The organism is Amycolatopsis sp. NPDC102522 (assembly GCF_055584485.1).
Genome location: NZ_JBVJLY010000039.1, coordinates 17271 through 34613, shown reverse-complemented (window position 1 = coordinate 34613; position 17343 = coordinate 17271). Strand labels below are relative to the sequence as shown.

Annotated in this window: 16 protein-coding genes and 2 riboswitches; of the genes, 11 read left to right on the top strand and 5 right to left on the bottom strand. The window is 70.0% G+C overall.

From position 1 onward, the window contains the following. Positions 1-392 precede the first annotated feature (392 nt). On the bottom strand, positions 393-1400 hold the full coding sequence (locus ACZ6YV_RS43060; RefSeq protein WP_465515175.1) for a prenyltransferase/squalene oxidase repeat-containing protein: 1008 nt from the start codon (positions 1398-1400) through the stop codon (positions 393-395). Between the two features lie 32 nt (positions 1401-1432). Beyond that, positions 1433-1559, bottom strand: a riboswitch (cobalamin riboswitch). Positions 1560-1640: 81 nt separating this feature from the next. Then, positions 1641-1782: riboswitch (cobalamin riboswitch) on the top strand. Positions 1783-1864: 82 nt separating this feature from the next. On the opposite strand from ACZ6YV_RS43060, the gene ACZ6YV_RS43055 reads away from it, so the two are divergent. The 6 genes from ACZ6YV_RS43055 to ACZ6YV_RS43030 are packed head-to-tail and all read left to right on the top strand — an operon-like array spanning position 1865 to position 9650. Beyond that, the gene (locus tag ACZ6YV_RS43055; protein ID WP_465515174.1) at positions 1865-4585 is read left to right on the top strand and encodes a hypothetical protein; all 2721 of its coding nucleotides are present in this window, start codon (positions 1865-1867) and stop codon (positions 4583-4585) included. Further along, positions 4582-5160: a flagellar hook-length control protein FliK gene (locus ACZ6YV_RS43050; RefSeq protein WP_465515173.1), complete on the top strand. Its 579-nt coding sequence runs from the start codon at positions 4582-4584 to the stop codon at positions 5158-5160. Before ACZ6YV_RS43055 ends, ACZ6YV_RS43050 begins: the two co-directional genes overlap by 4 nt. After that, a complete protein-coding gene (locus tag ACZ6YV_RS43045) occupies positions 5157-6101 on the top strand; it encodes an ABC transporter substrate-binding protein (RefSeq protein ID WP_465515172.1) in 945 nt (314 codons plus the stop codon). Before ACZ6YV_RS43050 ends, ACZ6YV_RS43045 begins: the two co-directional genes overlap by 4 nt. Further along, positions 6101-7228: an energy-coupling factor transporter transmembrane component T gene (locus ACZ6YV_RS43040; protein WP_465515171.1), complete on the top strand. Its 1128-nt coding sequence runs from the start codon at positions 6101-6103 to the stop codon at positions 7226-7228. The genes ACZ6YV_RS43045 and ACZ6YV_RS43040 overlap by 1 nt, the downstream gene beginning before the upstream one ends. Beyond that, a complete protein-coding gene (locus ACZ6YV_RS43035; RefSeq protein WP_465515170.1) occupies positions 7225-8820 on the top strand; it encodes an ABC transporter ATP-binding protein in 1596 nt (531 codons plus the stop codon). The genes ACZ6YV_RS43040 and ACZ6YV_RS43035 overlap by 4 nt, the downstream gene beginning before the upstream one ends. Further along, positions 8817-9650 (top strand): ECF transporter S component family protein, encoded by an 834-nt coding sequence (locus tag ACZ6YV_RS43030; RefSeq protein ID WP_465515169.1) that lies wholly within the window; start codon positions 8817-8819, stop codon positions 9648-9650. Before ACZ6YV_RS43035 ends, ACZ6YV_RS43030 begins: the two co-directional genes overlap by 4 nt. 4 nt (positions 9651-9654) lie before the next feature. Here the strand turns inward: ACZ6YV_RS43030 and ACZ6YV_RS43025 are convergent, their stop codons facing one another. After that, positions 9655-10002 (bottom strand): hypothetical protein, encoded by a 348-nt coding sequence (locus ACZ6YV_RS43025; RefSeq protein ID WP_465515168.1) that lies wholly within the window; start codon positions 10000-10002, stop codon positions 9655-9657. A gap of 41 nt (positions 10003-10043) precedes the next feature. Beyond that, positions 10044-10676 (bottom strand): SRPBCC family protein, encoded by a 633-nt coding sequence (locus tag ACZ6YV_RS43020; RefSeq protein WP_465515167.1) that lies wholly within the window; start codon positions 10674-10676, stop codon positions 10044-10046. A gap of 118 nt (positions 10677-10794) precedes the next feature. Here ACZ6YV_RS43020 and ACZ6YV_RS43015 point away from each other — a divergent pair, with 118 nt between their 5' ends. The 5 genes from ACZ6YV_RS43015 (at position 10795) to ACZ6YV_RS42995 (ending at position 15891) form a co-directional block, all read left to right on the top strand. Further along, positions 10795-11433 carry a TetR/AcrR family transcriptional regulator gene (locus tag ACZ6YV_RS43015; protein WP_465515166.1) on the top strand — a complete coding sequence of 213 codons (639 nt, stop codon included), beginning with the start codon at positions 10795-10797 and terminating at the stop codon, positions 11431-11433. 340 nt (positions 11434-11773) lie between these two features. Beyond that, on the top strand, positions 11774-12355 hold the full coding sequence (locus ACZ6YV_RS43010) for a hypothetical protein (protein WP_465515176.1): 582 nt from the start codon (positions 11774-11776) through the stop codon (positions 12353-12355). A 115-nt stretch (positions 12356-12470) separates the two neighbouring features. Next, a complete protein-coding gene (locus ACZ6YV_RS43005) occupies positions 12471-12767 on the top strand; it encodes a hypothetical protein (RefSeq protein WP_465515165.1) in 297 nt (98 codons plus the stop codon). 302 nt (positions 12768-13069) lie between these two features. Next, positions 13070-14302, top strand: coding sequence for a sodium:proton exchanger (locus ACZ6YV_RS43000; RefSeq protein ID WP_465515164.1), 1233 nt, complete (start codon positions 13070-13072; stop codon positions 14300-14302). A gap of 41 nt (positions 14303-14343) precedes the next feature. After that, a complete protein-coding gene (locus tag ACZ6YV_RS42995; RefSeq protein WP_465515163.1) occupies positions 14344-15891 on the top strand; it encodes an alpha/beta hydrolase in 1548 nt (515 codons plus the stop codon). Here the strand turns inward: ACZ6YV_RS42995 and ACZ6YV_RS42990 are convergent. Beyond that, positions 15855-16520 carry a response regulator gene (locus ACZ6YV_RS42990; RefSeq protein WP_465515162.1) on the bottom strand — a complete coding sequence of 222 codons (666 nt, stop codon included), beginning with the start codon at positions 16518-16520 and terminating at the stop codon, positions 15855-15857. The genes ACZ6YV_RS42995 and ACZ6YV_RS42990 overlap by 37 nt on opposite strands. Then, on the bottom strand, positions 16517-17236 hold the full coding sequence (locus tag ACZ6YV_RS42985) for a sensor histidine kinase (RefSeq protein WP_465515161.1): 720 nt from the start codon (positions 17234-17236) through the stop codon (positions 16517-16519). The genes ACZ6YV_RS42990 and ACZ6YV_RS42985 overlap by 4 nt, the downstream gene beginning before the upstream one ends. Between the last annotated feature and the right edge of the window lie 107 nt (positions 17237-17343).

The following is a 17343-nucleotide window of genomic DNA, read 5'->3' as shown; positions in this document are numbered from 1 at the left end:
ACTCGTCATACGACGGACGCTCACCCCCGGACACCCAGTGATCATCGCAGAACGACGATCACCACATGACCCGGGACCTGACTAGTTACCCGTCCGTACCACTCACGAGGCCCTGGGCCCGGCCCCCGCAGCCGCCGCCGCCCGGTCCGCCGCGATGCACGGGCTGGTAGATGTCGGTCCACTGGGGCGCGGGCAGCGATTCGAGTCAGGACCAAGAGCGTCTGCGGTCGATCGCTGGCCAAGTACGTGAAGGCCCCCTTCACAGCGCCAGGCGCAATGAAGGGGGCCTTCACGTACTGCAGGGGCGACCAAGGCGCCTCACCGTGCGGGACCCCAGGACCTCGTGAGTGGTAACGACGGTTAGAACCGTCCGTACCACTCACGAGGTGACGTCAGGGGCAGGCGAGTACCGGGGCCTGCGGACGGCCACCGCCGTGCAGGTCGCTCAGCGGAACCCTGGCCAGCCCGAGGATCGCTTGCGCGGTCGCGCGCGAGGCGGTCGCCGGGTTGAGGCCGGTCGCGTCGTAGGCGATCGCGCCGCGGTCCGCTCCGGCTCCGGTGCAGCCGGTCTGCAGCGACCGGAGGAATTCCCGCGCCTTGACCGCGGCGGCGGGACGGTGGCCTGCCAGCGCTTCGGCGGCGAGGCCGGTGCTGTTGGAGTTCGGCGCGTTCGTGCCGACGCCGAAGCCGCCGTTCGCGTGCTGCTTGGTGACCAGCCAGGAGGTGCCCTCGCCGGCGTTCACCGCGTCACCGGTGGCGCGCAAGGCCTGCACGACCATCGCGGTCGAGTCGACGTCGCTCGCGCAGGTCGCTTCGCCGAAGTTCAGCGGGAAGCCGCCGTCCGCGCACTGGGCGCCCGCGAGGAACGTCACGGCCGCCGCGGGGGCGCCGGCGGGGGTGCGGTCCAGCGCCAGCAGCGCGAGCGACTGCGAGAAGGCGTTGGAGTAGTCGCCGTATTCGGAGCGGTCGGAGAACCGGCCGGACGGCGTGAGCAGCGAGAGCAGTCCCGCCTTGAGGTCGACGCCGCCGAACGACGCCGGGTTCTTGCCCCGGATCTGCGCGGCGAGCAGCAGCTTGGCGTGCGCGCCCGCGTAGGCCTCGGTGCCGCTGCCGACATAGCCGGTGGTGATTTCCGGCTTCGCCAGCCAGGTGATCGCCTTCCCCGCGTTCGTGTCCGACACCCCGGCGGCGGCGAACGCGAAGATCGCGTCGATCGTCAGACCCTGGTCGGGGAACTTCTGGCCACCGAAGTCGGCCTCGAACCTTTCCCCGTCGGTCAGCTGCCTGGCGAGCCAGCCCGCGGCGGCGTCCGCCTTGTTGTGGGTGGCCGCGTTCGCCACGGGGGCGGCGACCAGCCCGATGCCGCACAGCATGGCGACAGCGAAGACCAAACGTCTCATGAGAACCCTTTCCCGCATTTCCTCGACAGGAGTCGGTGACACCGCGCGACGTGGGTGACCGGGCTCGCCTGGAGGGCATACCGTTGCGGGACAGCGCCGGACTCTCACCGGACTTCCCCCACGACCGCGCTGAATCGGACGACCCGAAGAATCTCATCCCGGTCAAGCGCCGGGGTACCGCCGGGCGCGAGTGATGATGTGATCCTGGCTACCGACCTGGTCAGCGGTGCCTGTCGTAGGTAATCGAGTGTTAACCTCGGCGGGCTCGACAACTCAACATCGCCGCCCGTGACGGGGAAGCCGGTCGAAATCCGGCGCTGTCGCGCAACCGTGGGCCCTTCACCAGGGCGAGCCGGGGTACCGCACGGGCGGATGAACCAACCAGAAGTCCGAACCACTGTCGCGATAAACAGGGGTGACTGCGGCGTCCCGCGCTGTCCTCCGTCATGCCGCAAGGAGGAGCCATGCGCCGCGGGTACCTGGCCGCATCGGCGTTCGCCGTCAGCGTCGGCGTGGTCGCCGCGCTGCTCACCGGAACGGCGACGGCCGCGAACGACCCCGGCGCGGCGAAGTCGAACTCCCGCTGGCTCGCGACGAAGCTGAAGCCGGACGGCACGCTCGAGAACCCCAACGGCGGCGAACTGCCTGACCACGGCCTGATGATCGACGTGCTGTTCTCGATGTACGCGTCGGGTGACGGCGCGAAGGCCGAGTCGATCGCGAAGTTCCTCGACGACCAAGGCCACGCCACCGACTACTTCACCTGGGACGGTCTCGCACCCGGTGCCGGGTACGACAAGGTCATCGTCGGCGGTGCCACGGCCAAGACCCTGGTCGCCGCGCAGGTCTCCGGCCGGAACCCCCGGAACTTCGACGGCTACGACATGGTCGCCGAGACCCAGGGCGCGATCATGCACAAGGGCCCGGACAAGGGCCGGGTCAGCGACTACTCGAAGGATCCCGACCTCGCCGGTTCGGTGAGCAACAACGCGAACATGTTCGGCCAGGCCCTCGGTGTCATCGGCCTCGCCGCAGCGGGTGCGAACGACCAACTCGCGATCGACAAGCTGCTGACCCAGCAGTGTTCCGAGGGCTACTTCCGCGTCTTCTTCGCCTACATCCCGACGAAGGAGACCGGCGACCACGTCACCCCGGACGGCCACAAGGTCTCGACCTGCGACGAGGGCAAGCCGCTCGACCTTTCCCCGTCCGACGGCGACGCCACCGGTCTGGCCCTCTCGGCGATGCTGGCCGCGAAGAAGGCGGGCACGGCCGGTCTCGACGCCCCGATCGCCAAGACCGTCGCTTGGCTCAAGGGGAACCAGAGCGCCGGTGGCGGCTGGGGCGGCGGCGTCGGCACCGAGGCGCCGAACACCAACAGCACCGGCATGATCCTCCAGGGACTGGCCGACGCGGGCGGCGCGGACGCGGCGGTGGACAAGGGCGTGCGGTTCCTCAAATCCGCGCAGGCGAACGCCGCGGCCGACTCCGGCAACAAACTCGCGGGCGACCTCGGCGCGATCGCTTACAACCCGGCTTCCTACGAGGCCGCGCGCGCTTCGGGAATCAGCGGGCTCGACACCTGGATCCGCGCGAGCGCCCAGGCTTCGCTCGGGTTGTCGCAGGTCGGCTTCTACGCGCTCGCGAAGGGCGGCGGCCTGCCGCCGACCAGCAGCGCCTCGGAAACACCGACCTCGACGTCGTCCGAAACGAGTACGGCCACCGGCACGCCGACCTCGACCACGAGCGACCCGGCGCCGACCAGCACGACCACCAGCACCACGACCACCACCACAACGACGACGACCACGACCACCACGACGACGTCGGTGACGCCGACGCCGGGCACGTCCTCGTCCCCGGCGACCAGCCCGCCCGTGCCGAGCACGGTCACCGTCACGAACACCCCGCCCGCGGCCAAGCCGGCACCGAAGACCCCCGCGCCGAAGACCCCCGCACCGAAGGCACCGAAGCCGAAGAAGACCGTCACTCCGAGGGCGTCGACCGGCGCCCGTGTCCCACCTCCGACCGCGATCGCCACCCCGGTCGTGGCTAACGCGGCTTCCCGGCTCGGCGCGTACTTGACGAACCGGCTCGTCAGCGGCGACCACGTCGAGGTCACCGAGGACGGCAAGACCTACGTCGACTACGACGCCACCGCCGATCTGGTGCTGGCCCTGCGGGCGCTGGACGAGCAGCCGGACACGGTCGCCCGCGCGTCGAAGTTCCTGCTCACGCCGGAAGCCGTGCAGGCCTACGCCCACGGCGCGCCGTACGAGCAGAGCGGGGCCTCCTACGCCGGACCGCTCGCGAAACTCGTGCTCGTCGCCGAGTTCGCCAAAGCGGACATCGCCGGGCAGTTGCGCGCCGACCTGGTCAAGCTGCGTGGCGTGGACGGCAAGTTCACCGACGTCGGGTCCTTCGCCGACGCCGACGAGACCGTCGAGCGGCACGCGTGGGCGGTGCTCGCCACCGCCGCAGACCCCGGTCCCGCGGTCGAACTGCTCCTTTCGCGCCAGTGCGCGGACGGAACCTTCCCGAAGCACCTGGACACCGCGGAGTGCGGCTCCGGCGACCTCGCCGCGACGGCTGCCGCTGTCACCGCGCTGGCCGTCCGTTCGCACACCGACGCCGCGCCGTCGACCAAACGGCCCGACGGCTGGACCGAGCGGCGCGTGTCGGCGTTCGTGTCCGCGGTGGGCGCGCTCGGCGTCCGGCCGACCGGCGAGGGCATGGTGACCGGTGAGGGGGGCGAGCCGGACGTCGTGCTCAGCGCCGCCGTCGCCGCCGCGCGGCAGACCGCCGGCCTCGACGCGAGCGGAACCGCGCGGTCGCTGGGCAAACTGGTCCAGCCCGACGGCGGTTTCGCCAAGGGATCCGTGGCGGCGAGCGACGGGAAGACCGATTTCCCGACGAGCCTGGCCGCCGCGCAAGGGGTCGCGGGCCGCTCCTGGCTCACCGCCGCCGATTCGCCGCTGTCGCCCGCGATCCGGCTTCCGCTCACCGAGGCGAACGCCGCCGACGCCGTCTCCGGCGCACAAGTGCAAGCGGCCGCCTCCCAGACCACCCAGCCCGCGTGGGTGCTCTGGGGACTCGTCGGCCTGGCCGGGATCCTGCTGGCCGCCGCGATCGTGCTCGTTTTCCTGCTTCGCCGTTCCATCAAGTCAAAGGGGGCAACACCATGAGAAAACTGCTCACCGTCACGTCCGTCCTCATCGGACTGATCGGGCTTTCCGCCGCACCCGCGAACGCGGTCGATCCCACCAAGGGCTACGACGGGATCTGCGCCGGAAGCGACGCGCTCACCGGGACGACCGTCGTCGTCGACTTCCAGGAACTGGACGGCAACGGAGGGACCGCCGCGCCGACGATCACCCGCTGCTCGCCCAACGCGAGCCCGGGCACCGCCCGCACGGGGATCAAGGCGCTGCAGGACGCGGGGATCGCGGTCGCCGGAACCGCCCGCTGGGGCCTCGGATTCGTCTGCCGCCTGGAAGGCCGTCCGGCCGCGACGGAGACCATCCCGCTGTCGAGCAACCCGAGCTACAAGGAGCCGTGCGTCAACACCCCGCCCGCCGGCGCGTACTGGGGTTACTGGCACGCCGACGGTTCCGGTACCACCTGGACCTACAGCAGCTTCGGCGCGCTCAACCGCAACGTCGTGCCCGGCGGGTTCGAAGGCTGGTCGTTCTCGCTGAACAAGTCGGCGTCGACGAACCCGGTTCCCGGTGTCACGCCGAGGAACCCGGCCATCCCGTGAGGAGGCTCCTCGGCGTGGTGGCGGCGATCTTCCTGATCGCCGTCACGGCGCCGTCCGCGCACGCGATCGACCAGGGCAAGGGATATCCCGGGTTCTGCAAGGACGCCACCGGGGTGACCGTCGTCGTCGACTTCCAGAAGCTCGGCGGCACGACCATCGTGCGCTGCAATCCCCAGGCCACCCGCGGCACCGGGCTGGACGCGCTCAAGGGCGCCGGGTTCCAGATCGCCGGGGTGCAACGCTGGGGCGAGTCGTTCATCTGCCGGGTCGAGAACCGCCCGTCTGCGTCCGAGAACGTCCCGGTCACCGGCCGCGGGAACTACCGGGAGCTGTGCTTCGACACGCCCCCGGCGCAGGCCTACTGGTCCTACTGGCACGCCTCGAACAACTGCGCGTGGGACTACAGCCAGTGGGGCATCAAGAATCGCGACTTCATCCCCGGCGGTTTCGAGGGCTGGTCGTTCTCCCTGAACGCCACCGCCCAGACCAACCCGGTGCCGCGGGTCTCCGCCGTCCGGCCGGGGACCGAGAGCCAGCCCTGCGTGCCGCGCGAGGAGGCCAAGCCGGTCACCGACGATCCCAACGAGCGCCAGCAGCAACCGCAGGTGGGGAGCGGGCAGCAGGCCGGAGACGGTCCTCAGTCGACGGCGGGTGCGGAACCCGGCGCGAGCCCGGGGGAGACTCCGGCAGCGGGGGCGAGTTCCGGAGCGTTGCCGCCGCCCAAGCCGCGTCCGAGCGCTTCGGCGAGGCCGAAGGCGAAGGACCCGTCGATGAACGTCGCGTTCACCGGCGGCGAGAACGCCGAGGACGTCAACGCGGTGATCGAACGCGAGTCCGGCGCGAGTGACTGGGCGCCCTGGGCGGCCGGTGGCGCGGTCCTGGCGTTGTGCGTGGCAGGATTCCTGGTGGCACGCAGACGCAAACGCGCACAAGGAGCTTGATGACGTCCTACTTCCTGCCGCGCGACCTGCATCCGGCCGCGTGGTGGGTGTGGGCGCTGGGGCTCGCTGTCGCGGCGACCCGGACGACGAACCCATGGCTGCTGCTGACCATCGTGGCCGTCGCGGGTTATGTCGTCGTGGCCCGGCGATCCGAGGCGCCGTGGGCGCTGGCGTTCCGGCTGTATCTCTACCTCGGCGCGTTCATCGTCGTGATCCGCGTGTTCTTCCGCGTCGTCTTCGGTGGTGCCGAGGGTTCGACGATCCTCTTGAGGCTGCCCGAAATCCCGCTGCCGGAATGGGCGGCGGGTATCCGGCTCTTCGGTGATGTTTCCGCGGAATCGTTGCTGGGCGGGCTTTACGACGGGATGCGGCTGGCGACGATGGTGATCTGCCTCGGCGCGGCCAACGCGCTGGCGAACCCGAAACGGCTGCTCAAGGCGATGCCGCCGGCGTTGTACGAGGTGGGCACCGCGGTGATCGTCGCGCTGTCGGTGTTCCCGCAGCTGGCCGAAAGTGTGCTGCGGGTCCGGCGCGCCCGCAAGCTGCGCGGCGGCTCGGGCAAGAAGAAGGTGCAGGCCCTGCACACCGTCCTCATCCCGGTGCTGGAGGACGCGCTTTCCCGTTCGCTGCAGCTCGCCGCGTCGATGGACTCCCGTGGTTACGGCCGCGCGGGACTGGTCGAGGCGCGGGCCAGGCTGATCACGGGAGCGCTGATGATCGTCGGCCTGATCGGGGTCTGCGTCGGTGTCTACGCCACTTTGGACGGTTCGACGCCCAGATATCTCGCCGCGCCGGTGCTTTCCGTGGGGCTCGTGGTCGGACTGGTCGGGTTCTGGTCGGCGGGCAAGCGGGTCCAGCGCACGCGCTACCGGCCGGACCGCTGGCAGCTGCCGGAGATCGTCGTCGCCGCGAGCGGGATCGCCGTCGCGGCCGTCCTGTTCGTGACGTCGGAGGTGAATCCGATGAACATGAACCCTTCGCTGATCACCCTGTCCTGGCCGTCGTTGTCGTGGGGGCCGTTGCTCGGGGTGCTGATCGGCGTGCTGCCCGCCTTCCTGACCCCGGTCCCCGAACCTCCGTACGCCGCGCTCGAAGAAGCAGCGCACGAAAAAGAAGTGCACGCATGATCGAACTGAATCAGGTCTCCTTCACCTACCACGGCCGCTCCGAACCGGTGCTGGCCGACGTGACGCTGTCCATCGGTGAGGGCGAACTCGTGCTGTTCGCGGGCCAGACCGGCGCGGGCAAGTCGACGCTGCTCGGCACGATCAACGGCCTCGTCCCGCATTTCACCGGCGGGCACCTCGAAGGGACGGTCTCCGTCGACGGCGTCACGACCCGGTCCCGGCCGCCGCGCGAGTTCGCGCATCTGGTCGGCGTCGTCGGCCAGGACCCGCTGGCGGGCTTCGTCACCGACACTGTCGAAGACGAGCTCGCGTACGGCATGGAACAACTCGGCCTGAACCCGCAGGTGATGCGCCGCCGGGTGGAGGAGACCCTTGATCTCCTCGGCATCGCGGAACTTCGCAGGCGCGCGTTGCGGACGTTGTCCGGCGGGCAGCAGCAGCGGGTGGCGATCGGCTCGGTGCTGACCACTCACCCCAAGGTGCTCGTGCTGGACGAGCCGACGTCGGCGCTGGACCCGACAGCGGCCGAGGAAGTCTTGGCGACGCTGGCCAGGCTGGTGGAAGACCTCGGCACGACGGTGCTGATGGCCGAGCACCGGATGGAACGCGTGATCCCGTTCGCCGATCGGATGATCCACGTCCCGGGCACCGGGGGAGTGGTCGACGGAACCCCGCCGGAAGTGTTGAAGGACATGCCCATCGCGCCGCCGATCGTCCACTTGGGACGGTTGGCGGGCTGGGACCCGCTGCCGATGACGGTCCGAGACGCCCGGCGGCGCGCTTCGTCGCTGACGCTGGGGGCCCCGCTCGCGCGGGAAACGACCACGGGCGAGGAACTGCTGACCGCGTCCGGGGTCGTCGTGCGGTACGGGCCGAAGGTCGCGGTGCGGGAGGTCGACCTGACCCTGCGCGCCGGCGAGGTGCTGGCGATGATGGGGCGCAACGGTTCCGGCAAGTCGTCGCTGCTGTGGGCGGTGCAGGGATCCGGCCCCCGGCAAGGTGGCAAGGTCACCGTCGAGGGCAAGGATCCGAAGACGCTGGGCAGCGCCGCGGCGCGGAAACTCGTCGGCATGGTGCCGCAGACCGCGAGCGACCTGCTTTACCTACAGACCGTCGCCGCCGAATGCGAGGCCGCCGACACGGAATCGGGTGCGGAGCCAGGTTACAGCCGAGGACTGCTCGACAGGCTCGCTCCGGGCATCGATCCCGCGTCGCATCCGCGTGACCTTTCGGAAGGCCAGCGGCTCGCGCTCGTGCTCGCGGTGCAGTTGTCGGCCGCGCCGCGGATCATGCTGCTGGACGAACCGACCCGCGGCCTCGACTACACCGCGAAGGCCGCGCTGGCGCAGATGATCGTGGCGCTGACGGCCGAGGGCAGGGCGGTCGTCGTGGCCACCCACGACGTCGAGTTCGTCGCGACGATCGCGCACCGCGTGCTCGTGATGGCGGAGGGGGAGGTCGTCTCCGACGGCCCGACCGGTGAGGTGCTCGGCGGCTCCCCGGCGTTCGCCACCCAGGTCGCCAAGATCCTCGGCGAACCGTGGCTCACCGTCGACGACGTCCGCTCGGCGCTGCCGCAGGAGGTCCGGTGATCACGGCGCCGGCGGTCCGGCTGGGTCCGCGCTCGGCGACGGTGCTCGGCCTCGCGTCCCTGGCGGGGCTGATGATGTTCATCTGGCCGCTCCTGGTCCGCGTCGAACCGCAGTCGATGCAGCACGGCCCGGACGCGCCGTTCGTGTTCATCGGGATCCTGCCGATCCTGATCGTCATCGTGCTGGCCGAGATGTCCGAAGGGGGTATGGACTCCAAGGCCCTCGCGATGCTCGGCGTCCTGTCAGCGGTCAACGCCGCGATGCGCCCGCTCGGCGCGGGGACCGCGGGGATCGAGACCGTGTTCTTCCTGCTGGTGCTGGCCGGACGGGTGCTCGGGCCCGGCTTCGGTTTCGTGCTGGGCTGTACGTCGCTGTTCGCTTCGGCGCTGCTGACCGCCGGGGTGGGACCGTGGCTGCCGTTCCAGATGATGTGCTCGGCCTGGATCGGGATGGGCGCGGGACTGCTGCCGCGCCGCGTCACCGGCAAGGCCGAGATCGCGATGCTGGTGGGCTACGGGATCTTCGTCGCGTACGTGTTCGGGTTCCTGATGAACCTGTGGTTCTGGCCGTTCATCACCGACGCCGAGGTGCCGTACCACGACGGGCACATCTCCTACGTTCCCGGCGCCCCGCTGCTGGAGAACCTGCACCGGTTCGCCGTCTTCACGCTGCTGACCTCGACGGCGGGCTGGGACACGGGGCGCGCGATCACGAACACGGTGGCGATCCTGGTGCTGGGGCCCGCCGTGCTCGCGACGTTGCGCCGCGCTTCGCGGAAGGCCTCCTACGGCGTGATCCCCTCGTTCACCGACGGCACGCCCCGCGTTTAGTCCTCTACTTGCGTGTGCGCACGTGGTACGTGACCGCGAACGCGACTCCCACGACGACGATGATCGCGGCGAACACGGGATGCATGTCCTTCGAAAGGCTCTGCGCGCGTTCGGGGCCGATCGCCCAGAGCGCCAGGGGAGTGGCGTAGGCCGCGGTGAGGGCGATCGCGCCCCAGCGGAGCGACTTGAGCCTGGCGTCGCGCAGGGTGCCGATCAGGACGAAGGCGACCGGGACGACGGCGAGCATCGCGAACTGGCCGAGGACCATGATCGGGACGGCCCAGGCCGAGATGATGACGGAGCGCGGGGCGCGGCGGACGGTGGTTTCGCGATCGAGCGTCTGGGTGGACATCGTTTCCTCCTGAAAGTTTCGGGTGTGGTCAGCAGTGGGGATCAGCAGTGGGCTTCGGCGGTGGTCTTGAGGTCCTTCAGCCAGGCTTCGAGGCCCATGCCGAGGAACTGGGTCGAGATCGGCACGTCGGCCTCGACCTGGGCGCCGGACCAGTTCTCCTCGGTGCGGACGAGCACTCCGCCCTTGACCTCGGTGAAGTTCCAGACGTGGATCCCGTTGTCGATCTTGAGGCCTTTGCCGATCGCGGGACCGCTCCAGCGGATGCACTTGCCGCGCTGGATCTGGTGGACGGTCGAGGTGATCGACAGCGTGGTGGCGGGGGTCGTGGCCGTGGCAGGCACCGGGGTGGTCCAGCGGAAGCGCGAGTTCTTGTGGAGCGGGCCCCAATCCAGACGCTGGTTGGTCAGCACCGGCTCCTGCCAGGACGGCCAGCGCTCGACGTCGGTCTGCAGCCGCCAGATCTTGCTCAGGGGAGCGTTGATCAGGGTCTCGGTCCGGTAGTGGATCGGGGCCTTCGTGTCGATGGTCTTGCCCTGGCAGGAAAGCGGGGCGGGGGACGCGGTGGTGGCGGCCTGTGCGGGTGTCACGGTGCCGCCCAGCAGGCCGAGGGCCAGCGGGAGGGCGAGTGCGGCGGCGCGGGCGGCGGTGCGGCGGCGGGGCTTGGTGTCCGTCATGGTCCGGCTCCTTGTTGGTTAGTGCTTGGTGCGATAGTTAGAAGCTATAACAACAATGAGGTGAGTGTCAATAGGGAAAGTGATAGCCTCTAACTGAACGGACCCGGGAGGAGCGCTGATGGACATGGACAGGAAGACCTCGCGTGAGCGCTACCGAGCTCAGGTGTGCGGGGAGATCAAGCGGTACGCGTGGGAACAGCTGGCCACGACGGGCGTGTCCGCGTTGTCCCTCAACGCGATCGCCAAGCATGTGGGCATGAGTGGTCCCGCGCTGTACCGGTACTTCCCCAGTCGCGACGACCTGATCACGGACCTCGTCCGCGACGCCTACCGGAGCCTCGCCGACGCCGTTCAGGCCGCCGGATCAGGCGGCCTGAACGGCGTCGCCCACGCCCTCAGGGAGTGGGCGCTGGCGGACCCGCAGCGCTACCTGTTCGTCTATGGCACGCCGATCCCCGGCTACCGCGCGCCCGGCGACACCACGAAGATCTCGAACGAGATCATGGCCGTACTGCTCGAAGTCCACGCCGCGCTCCCGGACAGCGGACGGGTCACGCCGTTCGGAGCGCATCTCGACGATCATCGCGAGTGGGCGGGCGGTCTGCCGGTGTCGTCCGAGGTCCTGCGCCGGGCCGTGACGTTCTGGACGCGGCTCCACGGCGTCCTTTCCCTTGAGGTGGCCGGGCACTTCGCCGGCATGGGGTTCGATCCCGCGGTGCTGTTCGCGGCCGAGCTCGACGACCTGCTGGCCTCGTGAGTGGCAAGTGTCGTTCTAGCCCCACTTGCCACTCACGACCACCCGGACCCGCCGCTCGCCGCCGCCCCGCCAGTTCGAGGTACGTGAAGGCCTCCTTCCCTGCCTTCAGAGTGGGGAAGGAGGCCTTCACGGAACGAGCCCGCGATCAACCGCAGCCAGAACCCGGTAAGTACCTAAGGCGCCAGTGGTCCGGACCACTGTGAGAATCCACAAAGGACGGTTCCCGCTGAGCGGGGCATCAGAGGCTGCTTTCCCGCTGTGGCGCCGTTTTCGGTGACCGTTGTGCTAGCTTCCGGGAATGCGCGGAGGATCCAAGGTTCCTTTCAGTCGTACGCTCGCGGTGATCGCCTCGATGCTCCTGGCCTCGCTGATCGGCCCCGGCGCCGTGGCGAACGCGGCCCCGTCGCGGCACGTCTGCGAATGCGCCACCCCGTCGATAGACCGGTTGCAGCAGTGGCTCGCCTCCGGTGAGGGCACCACGGTTCCGGCGACCGGCAGCCTGCTCGTCCGCGAACGTGGCGGGTACGCGGCGAAGGTGGCCTTCCTCAAGGCGGAATGGGACGTGGTCGTCGTCTGGCTGGGGAACAAGTTCGAAGCGCAGGCCGATCTCTCGAAGTCCACCGGTTTCTGGATGACCTACAGCGCGACGGACGACCTCTACGTCCAGCTTCGCCCGGCTTCGCACTGGAGTGGCGGCGACAAATGGCTGACCAAGGTGCCGTCGACAGGCGGGAAGATGGTCAAGAAGTTCTTCAGCTTCGCCCTCGACGCGTGGACGACGCTGCCCGAACTGGGCAAGCCCAACTACTCCTTCGCTTCGGCGCTGACCGAGGCGCGAGGTCTGGTCTTCGTCGGCAAGACGCCCAACAAACTCGACTTCCGCGGCCTCGCGATCGACCGCTACCAGCCGCCCTGTCTCTGAACACTTCTCGGTGGTTCACCTGTCCGGAGTGACCGCGATTGCGCACCGTGCCCGATTTGTCCTGTACGGTGAACTTTCAGCCGCCTCCGCACGACCGATCCGAGGAGTACCCCAGATGAGCCTGTTCGACTCGCTGAAGGAAAAGGCCGCCGAACTGCTGGGCGGCGCGGGCGACAAGGTCAGTGAACTGACCGGCGTCGACCTTTCCGGCGCCGCCGACCAGGTCACCCAGTCCGCCGGCGGACTGGCCGAGACCGGGCAGGGTCTCGCCGAAAACGCCACCGCCGCGGGTCAGGGCGCCGTCGACTCGGCCACCGCGGCCGGTCAGGGCGCCGTCGACTCCGCCGGTGCCTTCGGTGACGCCGCCACCGGGCTGGCAGGCGGCGTGATCGACCCGAACGCCCGGGGCTGACCACCCCCGGAATCCCCGGTCCCGCGAAACCGCGCGGAACCGGGGATTTCGTCATTTCCGAGCTATGTGATCAGGGGCACTTTCCGGTCCGGTCACTCGATGCGCCGGTCCGCTGGGCACGACGCCTCCTAGGCCGTGTGTGAGAGCCGTCGAGGCAGACCAGCCCGGGTACTCCGGCGGGACGACGTCCGGGTTTCGGCATGACGATCTTCCGTTTTCCTTGTCCCGCAAGGGGATTCTCGCCGGACGGGCGAAGCGGGCAACGGTTGTGGTAACCCGGTGACCGCCGGGAATCTCTGTCCGTGATCGTCAACCGACTGAGGCCGATCGGCCTGTGTGCCGCGCTCACCGTGCCCGCGCTCGTCCTGCGGTTCTCCGGTGCCGAACCGGGGGCGGTGGCCGGTCTGCTGCTGTTCGGCCTGGCCGTCGTCGCGGCGTCGTTCCTTCTCGCGTGGGCCGCGGAAGCCGCGCAGGTGGACATTTCCGGCGGGCTCGCGATCGCCGTGCTCGCCGTCATCGCGGTGCTCCCCGAGTACGCGGTGGACCTGTACTTCGCCTACACGGCGGGCTCGGATCCCGAGTACGTCGCCTACGCCGCGGCGAACATGACCGGCTCCAACCGGTTGCTGCTCGGTCTCGGCTGGTCGACAGTCGTGCTGATCGGGCTCGCCGTCGCGAAGAAACGCAGCGGTGCAACGGTCCGCGAGCTCGTCCTCGATTCGCCGTACCGGATCGAACTCGGTTTCCTCGCGATCGCCTCGATCGTCGCGTTCGTCATCCCCGGGACCGGGCAGATCTCGCTGGTCCTCGGCTTCGCGCTGCTCGGGTTCTTCGTGTTCTACCTCTGGAAGGTCTCCCGCGCCGAGCCCGGCGAACCCGAACTGGTCGGCCCGGCCGCCACTCTCGGCGCGTTGTCCAAGCGGCCCCGCCGGATCCTGGTGACCGCGCTGTTCGTGTTCGCGGCGGTGGTGATCCTCGCGAGCGCGGAACCGTTCGCGCACAATCTGATCGCCGTCGGGACGGAACTGGGCATCGACCGGTTCCTGCTCGTGCAATGGCTCGCGCCGCTGGCGTCGGAGGCGCCCGAGTTCATCGTGGCGATCCTGTTCGCGCTCCGCGGCAAGGGCGACGCGGCGATCGGCACCCTGCTTTCCAGCAAGGTCAACCAATGGACGCTGCTCGTCGGCAGCCTGCCGATCGCCTACCTCTTCGGTGGCGGAGGGACCGCGCTGCACCTGGACCCCCGTCAGATCGAGGAATTCCTCCTCACCGTCACCCAGACCCTGCTCGGTGTCTCCGCCCTGCTCGCGTTGCGTTTCCCGCGCTGGGCCGCTTGGACCCTGCTCGGCCTGTTCGCGGTGCAGTTCGCGCTGCCCGGCCAGACCGCGCGCTACGTGCTGTGCGCCGTCTACGCGGCCATCGCGATCGCCGCCCTGATCCGCAACCGCCGCCACCTCCTGCCGACCCTGGCCGCCCCGTTCCGCCGGGCCCCCTATACCTCCGGGAGTAGCCGCGAGGAGCGGATTTCGGCCTGAGGACAGAGGTTTCGGTGAGTCTTCGCGCTTAGCGTCCAGGTATGACGAAGACAAGACGAACACTCGCCGCGGGCCTCACGATCGCGCTCTTGGCGAGCCTCGCGCAGAGCCAACCAGCCTCCGGGGCACAGCGGATCGGCTGGCACGACTGCCGGACCGGGCCGGACGACACCACCGGGCAACTGCTCGCGGCGGCCGGAGCGACCTGCGGTGAGGTCACCGTTCCGCTGGACCACGCCGATCCGGGCGGCCGGTCCCTTTCGGTGGCCGTCGCACGCCGTGCCGCGACCGACCCCGCGCGACGCCTCGGCACCTTGGTAATCAACACCGGCGGTCCCGGACCGTCCCGTGACGGGGTGACCCTGCTGGCGCAAGGCCTGCCACCGGAGGTCCCGTCCGGAGCGCCGTCACTCGCGGCGCGGTACGACCTGGTCGGGATCGACCCGCGGTTCTTCGGACTCAGCGCGCCGTTGGAATGCGGCTGGCCTACCGGGCGATACCTGAACAGTGCCCAGCTGGCGAGTCCGGACAGGGCCTCCTTCGAACGCGGCGTGGCGGTCGCGCGGGATCTCGCGGCGCGGTGCGCCAACCGGGGCGACCTTCTCGCGCACGCGTCCACCCGCGACATCGCGCGCGATCTGGACGTCGTGCGAGCCGCCCTCGGGGAACCGAAGATCTCTTACCTGGGCTGGTCTTTCGGCAGTCATCTCGGCGCGGTCTACCGTCAGCTCTTCCCGCGACGCGTCGAGCGGATCGTGCTCGACAGCGCCGCCGCCCCCGGGGCCGCCGGTCCGGCGCTCACCCGTGAAACCGCTCCGGCGGACGCCGCGGCCTTGCGTGACTGGGCACGCTGGGCGGCCGTCCGGGACGGGCGCTACCACCTCGGCGCCACCGCGGACGAGGTGCTGGCCGGGGTGGACCGGATCGCCCGCGAACCGCTGCTGCTCGTCGGTGGCCACCGCATCGACGCGGCGATGATCCCCGGGTTGCTGCTCACCGTCGACGACAGCGACGCGTTCTACGCGGAGTTCAGCTCCCAGGTCGTCGTGCTGCGCGATGCCGCACGAGGTCTCACCGTCACACCGACGCCCACGCAGGAGTGGAAGCTTTCCCTGTACACCGACCCGAAAGTGGAGCCGTCGTTCGGGTTCAGCGCCACGGTCGCGAACCAGTGCGCGGACCGGGCGGCTTCCCGCGATCCCGAAAGCTACTACCGGGACATCCAGGCGCACCGGGCCGCCGAGCCCTTGTTCGGCCCGCTGGCGCGGCACATCACGCCCTGCGCGTTCTGGCCCGTCCGGCCCGCGGAGGCGCCTGTCTCGATCGGCAACGACCTTCCCGCGCTGCTCGTGGGGGCTTCAGGAGACCCGGTCACGCCGTATGCCGGACAACGGGCTCTGCGCCGCGCCTTGACGGGGTCCCGCATGGTCACGCTGGACGGCGCCTTCCGGCACGGGGTCTATCTCTTCGACACGACGCCCTGCGTCACCGAAGTCGTCGAGTCGTACCTCCTCGGCGGCCCCTTGCCCCGGACCGACGTCACCTGCGCCCGTCACCGCTCGCCGGGCCGGACCACTCCCGCTTCGTAGGCGAGGACCACCGCCTGCACCCGGTCCCGCACCCGCAGTTTGGCCAGGATGTTGCCCACGTGGGTCTTCACCGTCCCCGGCGCGACCACCAGCCACTCGGCGATCTCGGCGTTGGACCAGCCGCGGGCCATCCCGGCCAGCACCTCCCGCTCGCGTCCGGTCAGCGTCTCCGCCGATCTGGCCGCGAGCGGGTCGAGCGCGGGCGCCAGCCGGTCCAGCAACCGGCGGGTGGTGGAGGGGGCGATCACCGCGTCCCCTTCGTGCACCGTCCGGATCGCGGCCAGCAGCTCCTCCGGGGTGGCGTCCTTGAGCAGGAAACCGCTCGCCCCGGCCCGGATCGCGGCCAGCGCGTGCTCGTCGAGGTCGTACGTCGTGAGCATGACGACCTTCGGCGCGTCAGGCAGGGTGAGCACCCGTCGGGTGGCCTCGATGCCGTCGAGCACCGGCATCCGCACGTCCATCAGCACCAGGTCCGGCTTCAGGCGCGTGCTGTGCTCCACCGCGGCGAGACCGTCACCCGCCTCGCCGACCACGGTCAGGTCCGCCTGCGACTCGATGACCAGCCGGAAACCCGACCGGACCAGGATCTGATCGTCGGCCAGCAGGACGCGGACCGGTATGCCGGTCACGCCGGACCGTCCCGCAGGACGCCGAGCACCCGCCGGAGATCGCCCAGCGCCTGCCGGGCGCATTCGCCGATGGTGACCAGCGCAGACCGCCCGGCCTCGGGCGAGGTCGCGTACCGGCCACCGTCGGCCTGCGCGATCACCACCGCGAGCGAATGCGCGACGATGTCGTGCATCTCGCGGGAGATCCGGCTCCGCTCCGCGAGCACGGCGAGCTTCGCCCGTTGTTCGCGGTGGGCGACCCGCACCCGGCGCAGCGTCCCGATCGCCCAAGCGGCGACCACCGTGCTGGCCAGGAAGGCGCCGACGAGCAGATGCGCTGTCGCGGACGACGGCAGCATCGGCCAGCTCAGCCCGCCCAGCACGGAGCCGGCGAGGCCGACAGCGAGCGTGGCGCCGCCCGCCCACCGCGGTCCGTAGGCCGCCGCGGCGTGCACCGCCAGCGGTACGGCCAGGTCGGCGGGCAGGGCGCCGATGTCGTTCCGGATCGCCAGCCACTGGGCACCCGCGATTCCCAGCACCAACGCCGCGCACACGCCGGCGTTGCGACGCCGCAAGGCCAGCGGAAGCGCAAGGAGCAGTGAGAACAGGAAATAGACGGGATCGGCGTCGACGAGCAGTCCGAAAAGGACACAGCAGGCCGAGAGCAGCGACGCGGTCAGGACGTCGACGAGCGACTCATGTCCGCGCAGCCAGGAATCGAGTCGTTCACCGGGCACGCCGTCACCCTATGGCGGCGGGCCCGTCGCCACCTCGCCGTGTGGGCTGAAACCGGCTACGTCCGCCGGGCTAGCCCGAATGGAGTAGGAAGCGAAAGCGGCCTGTC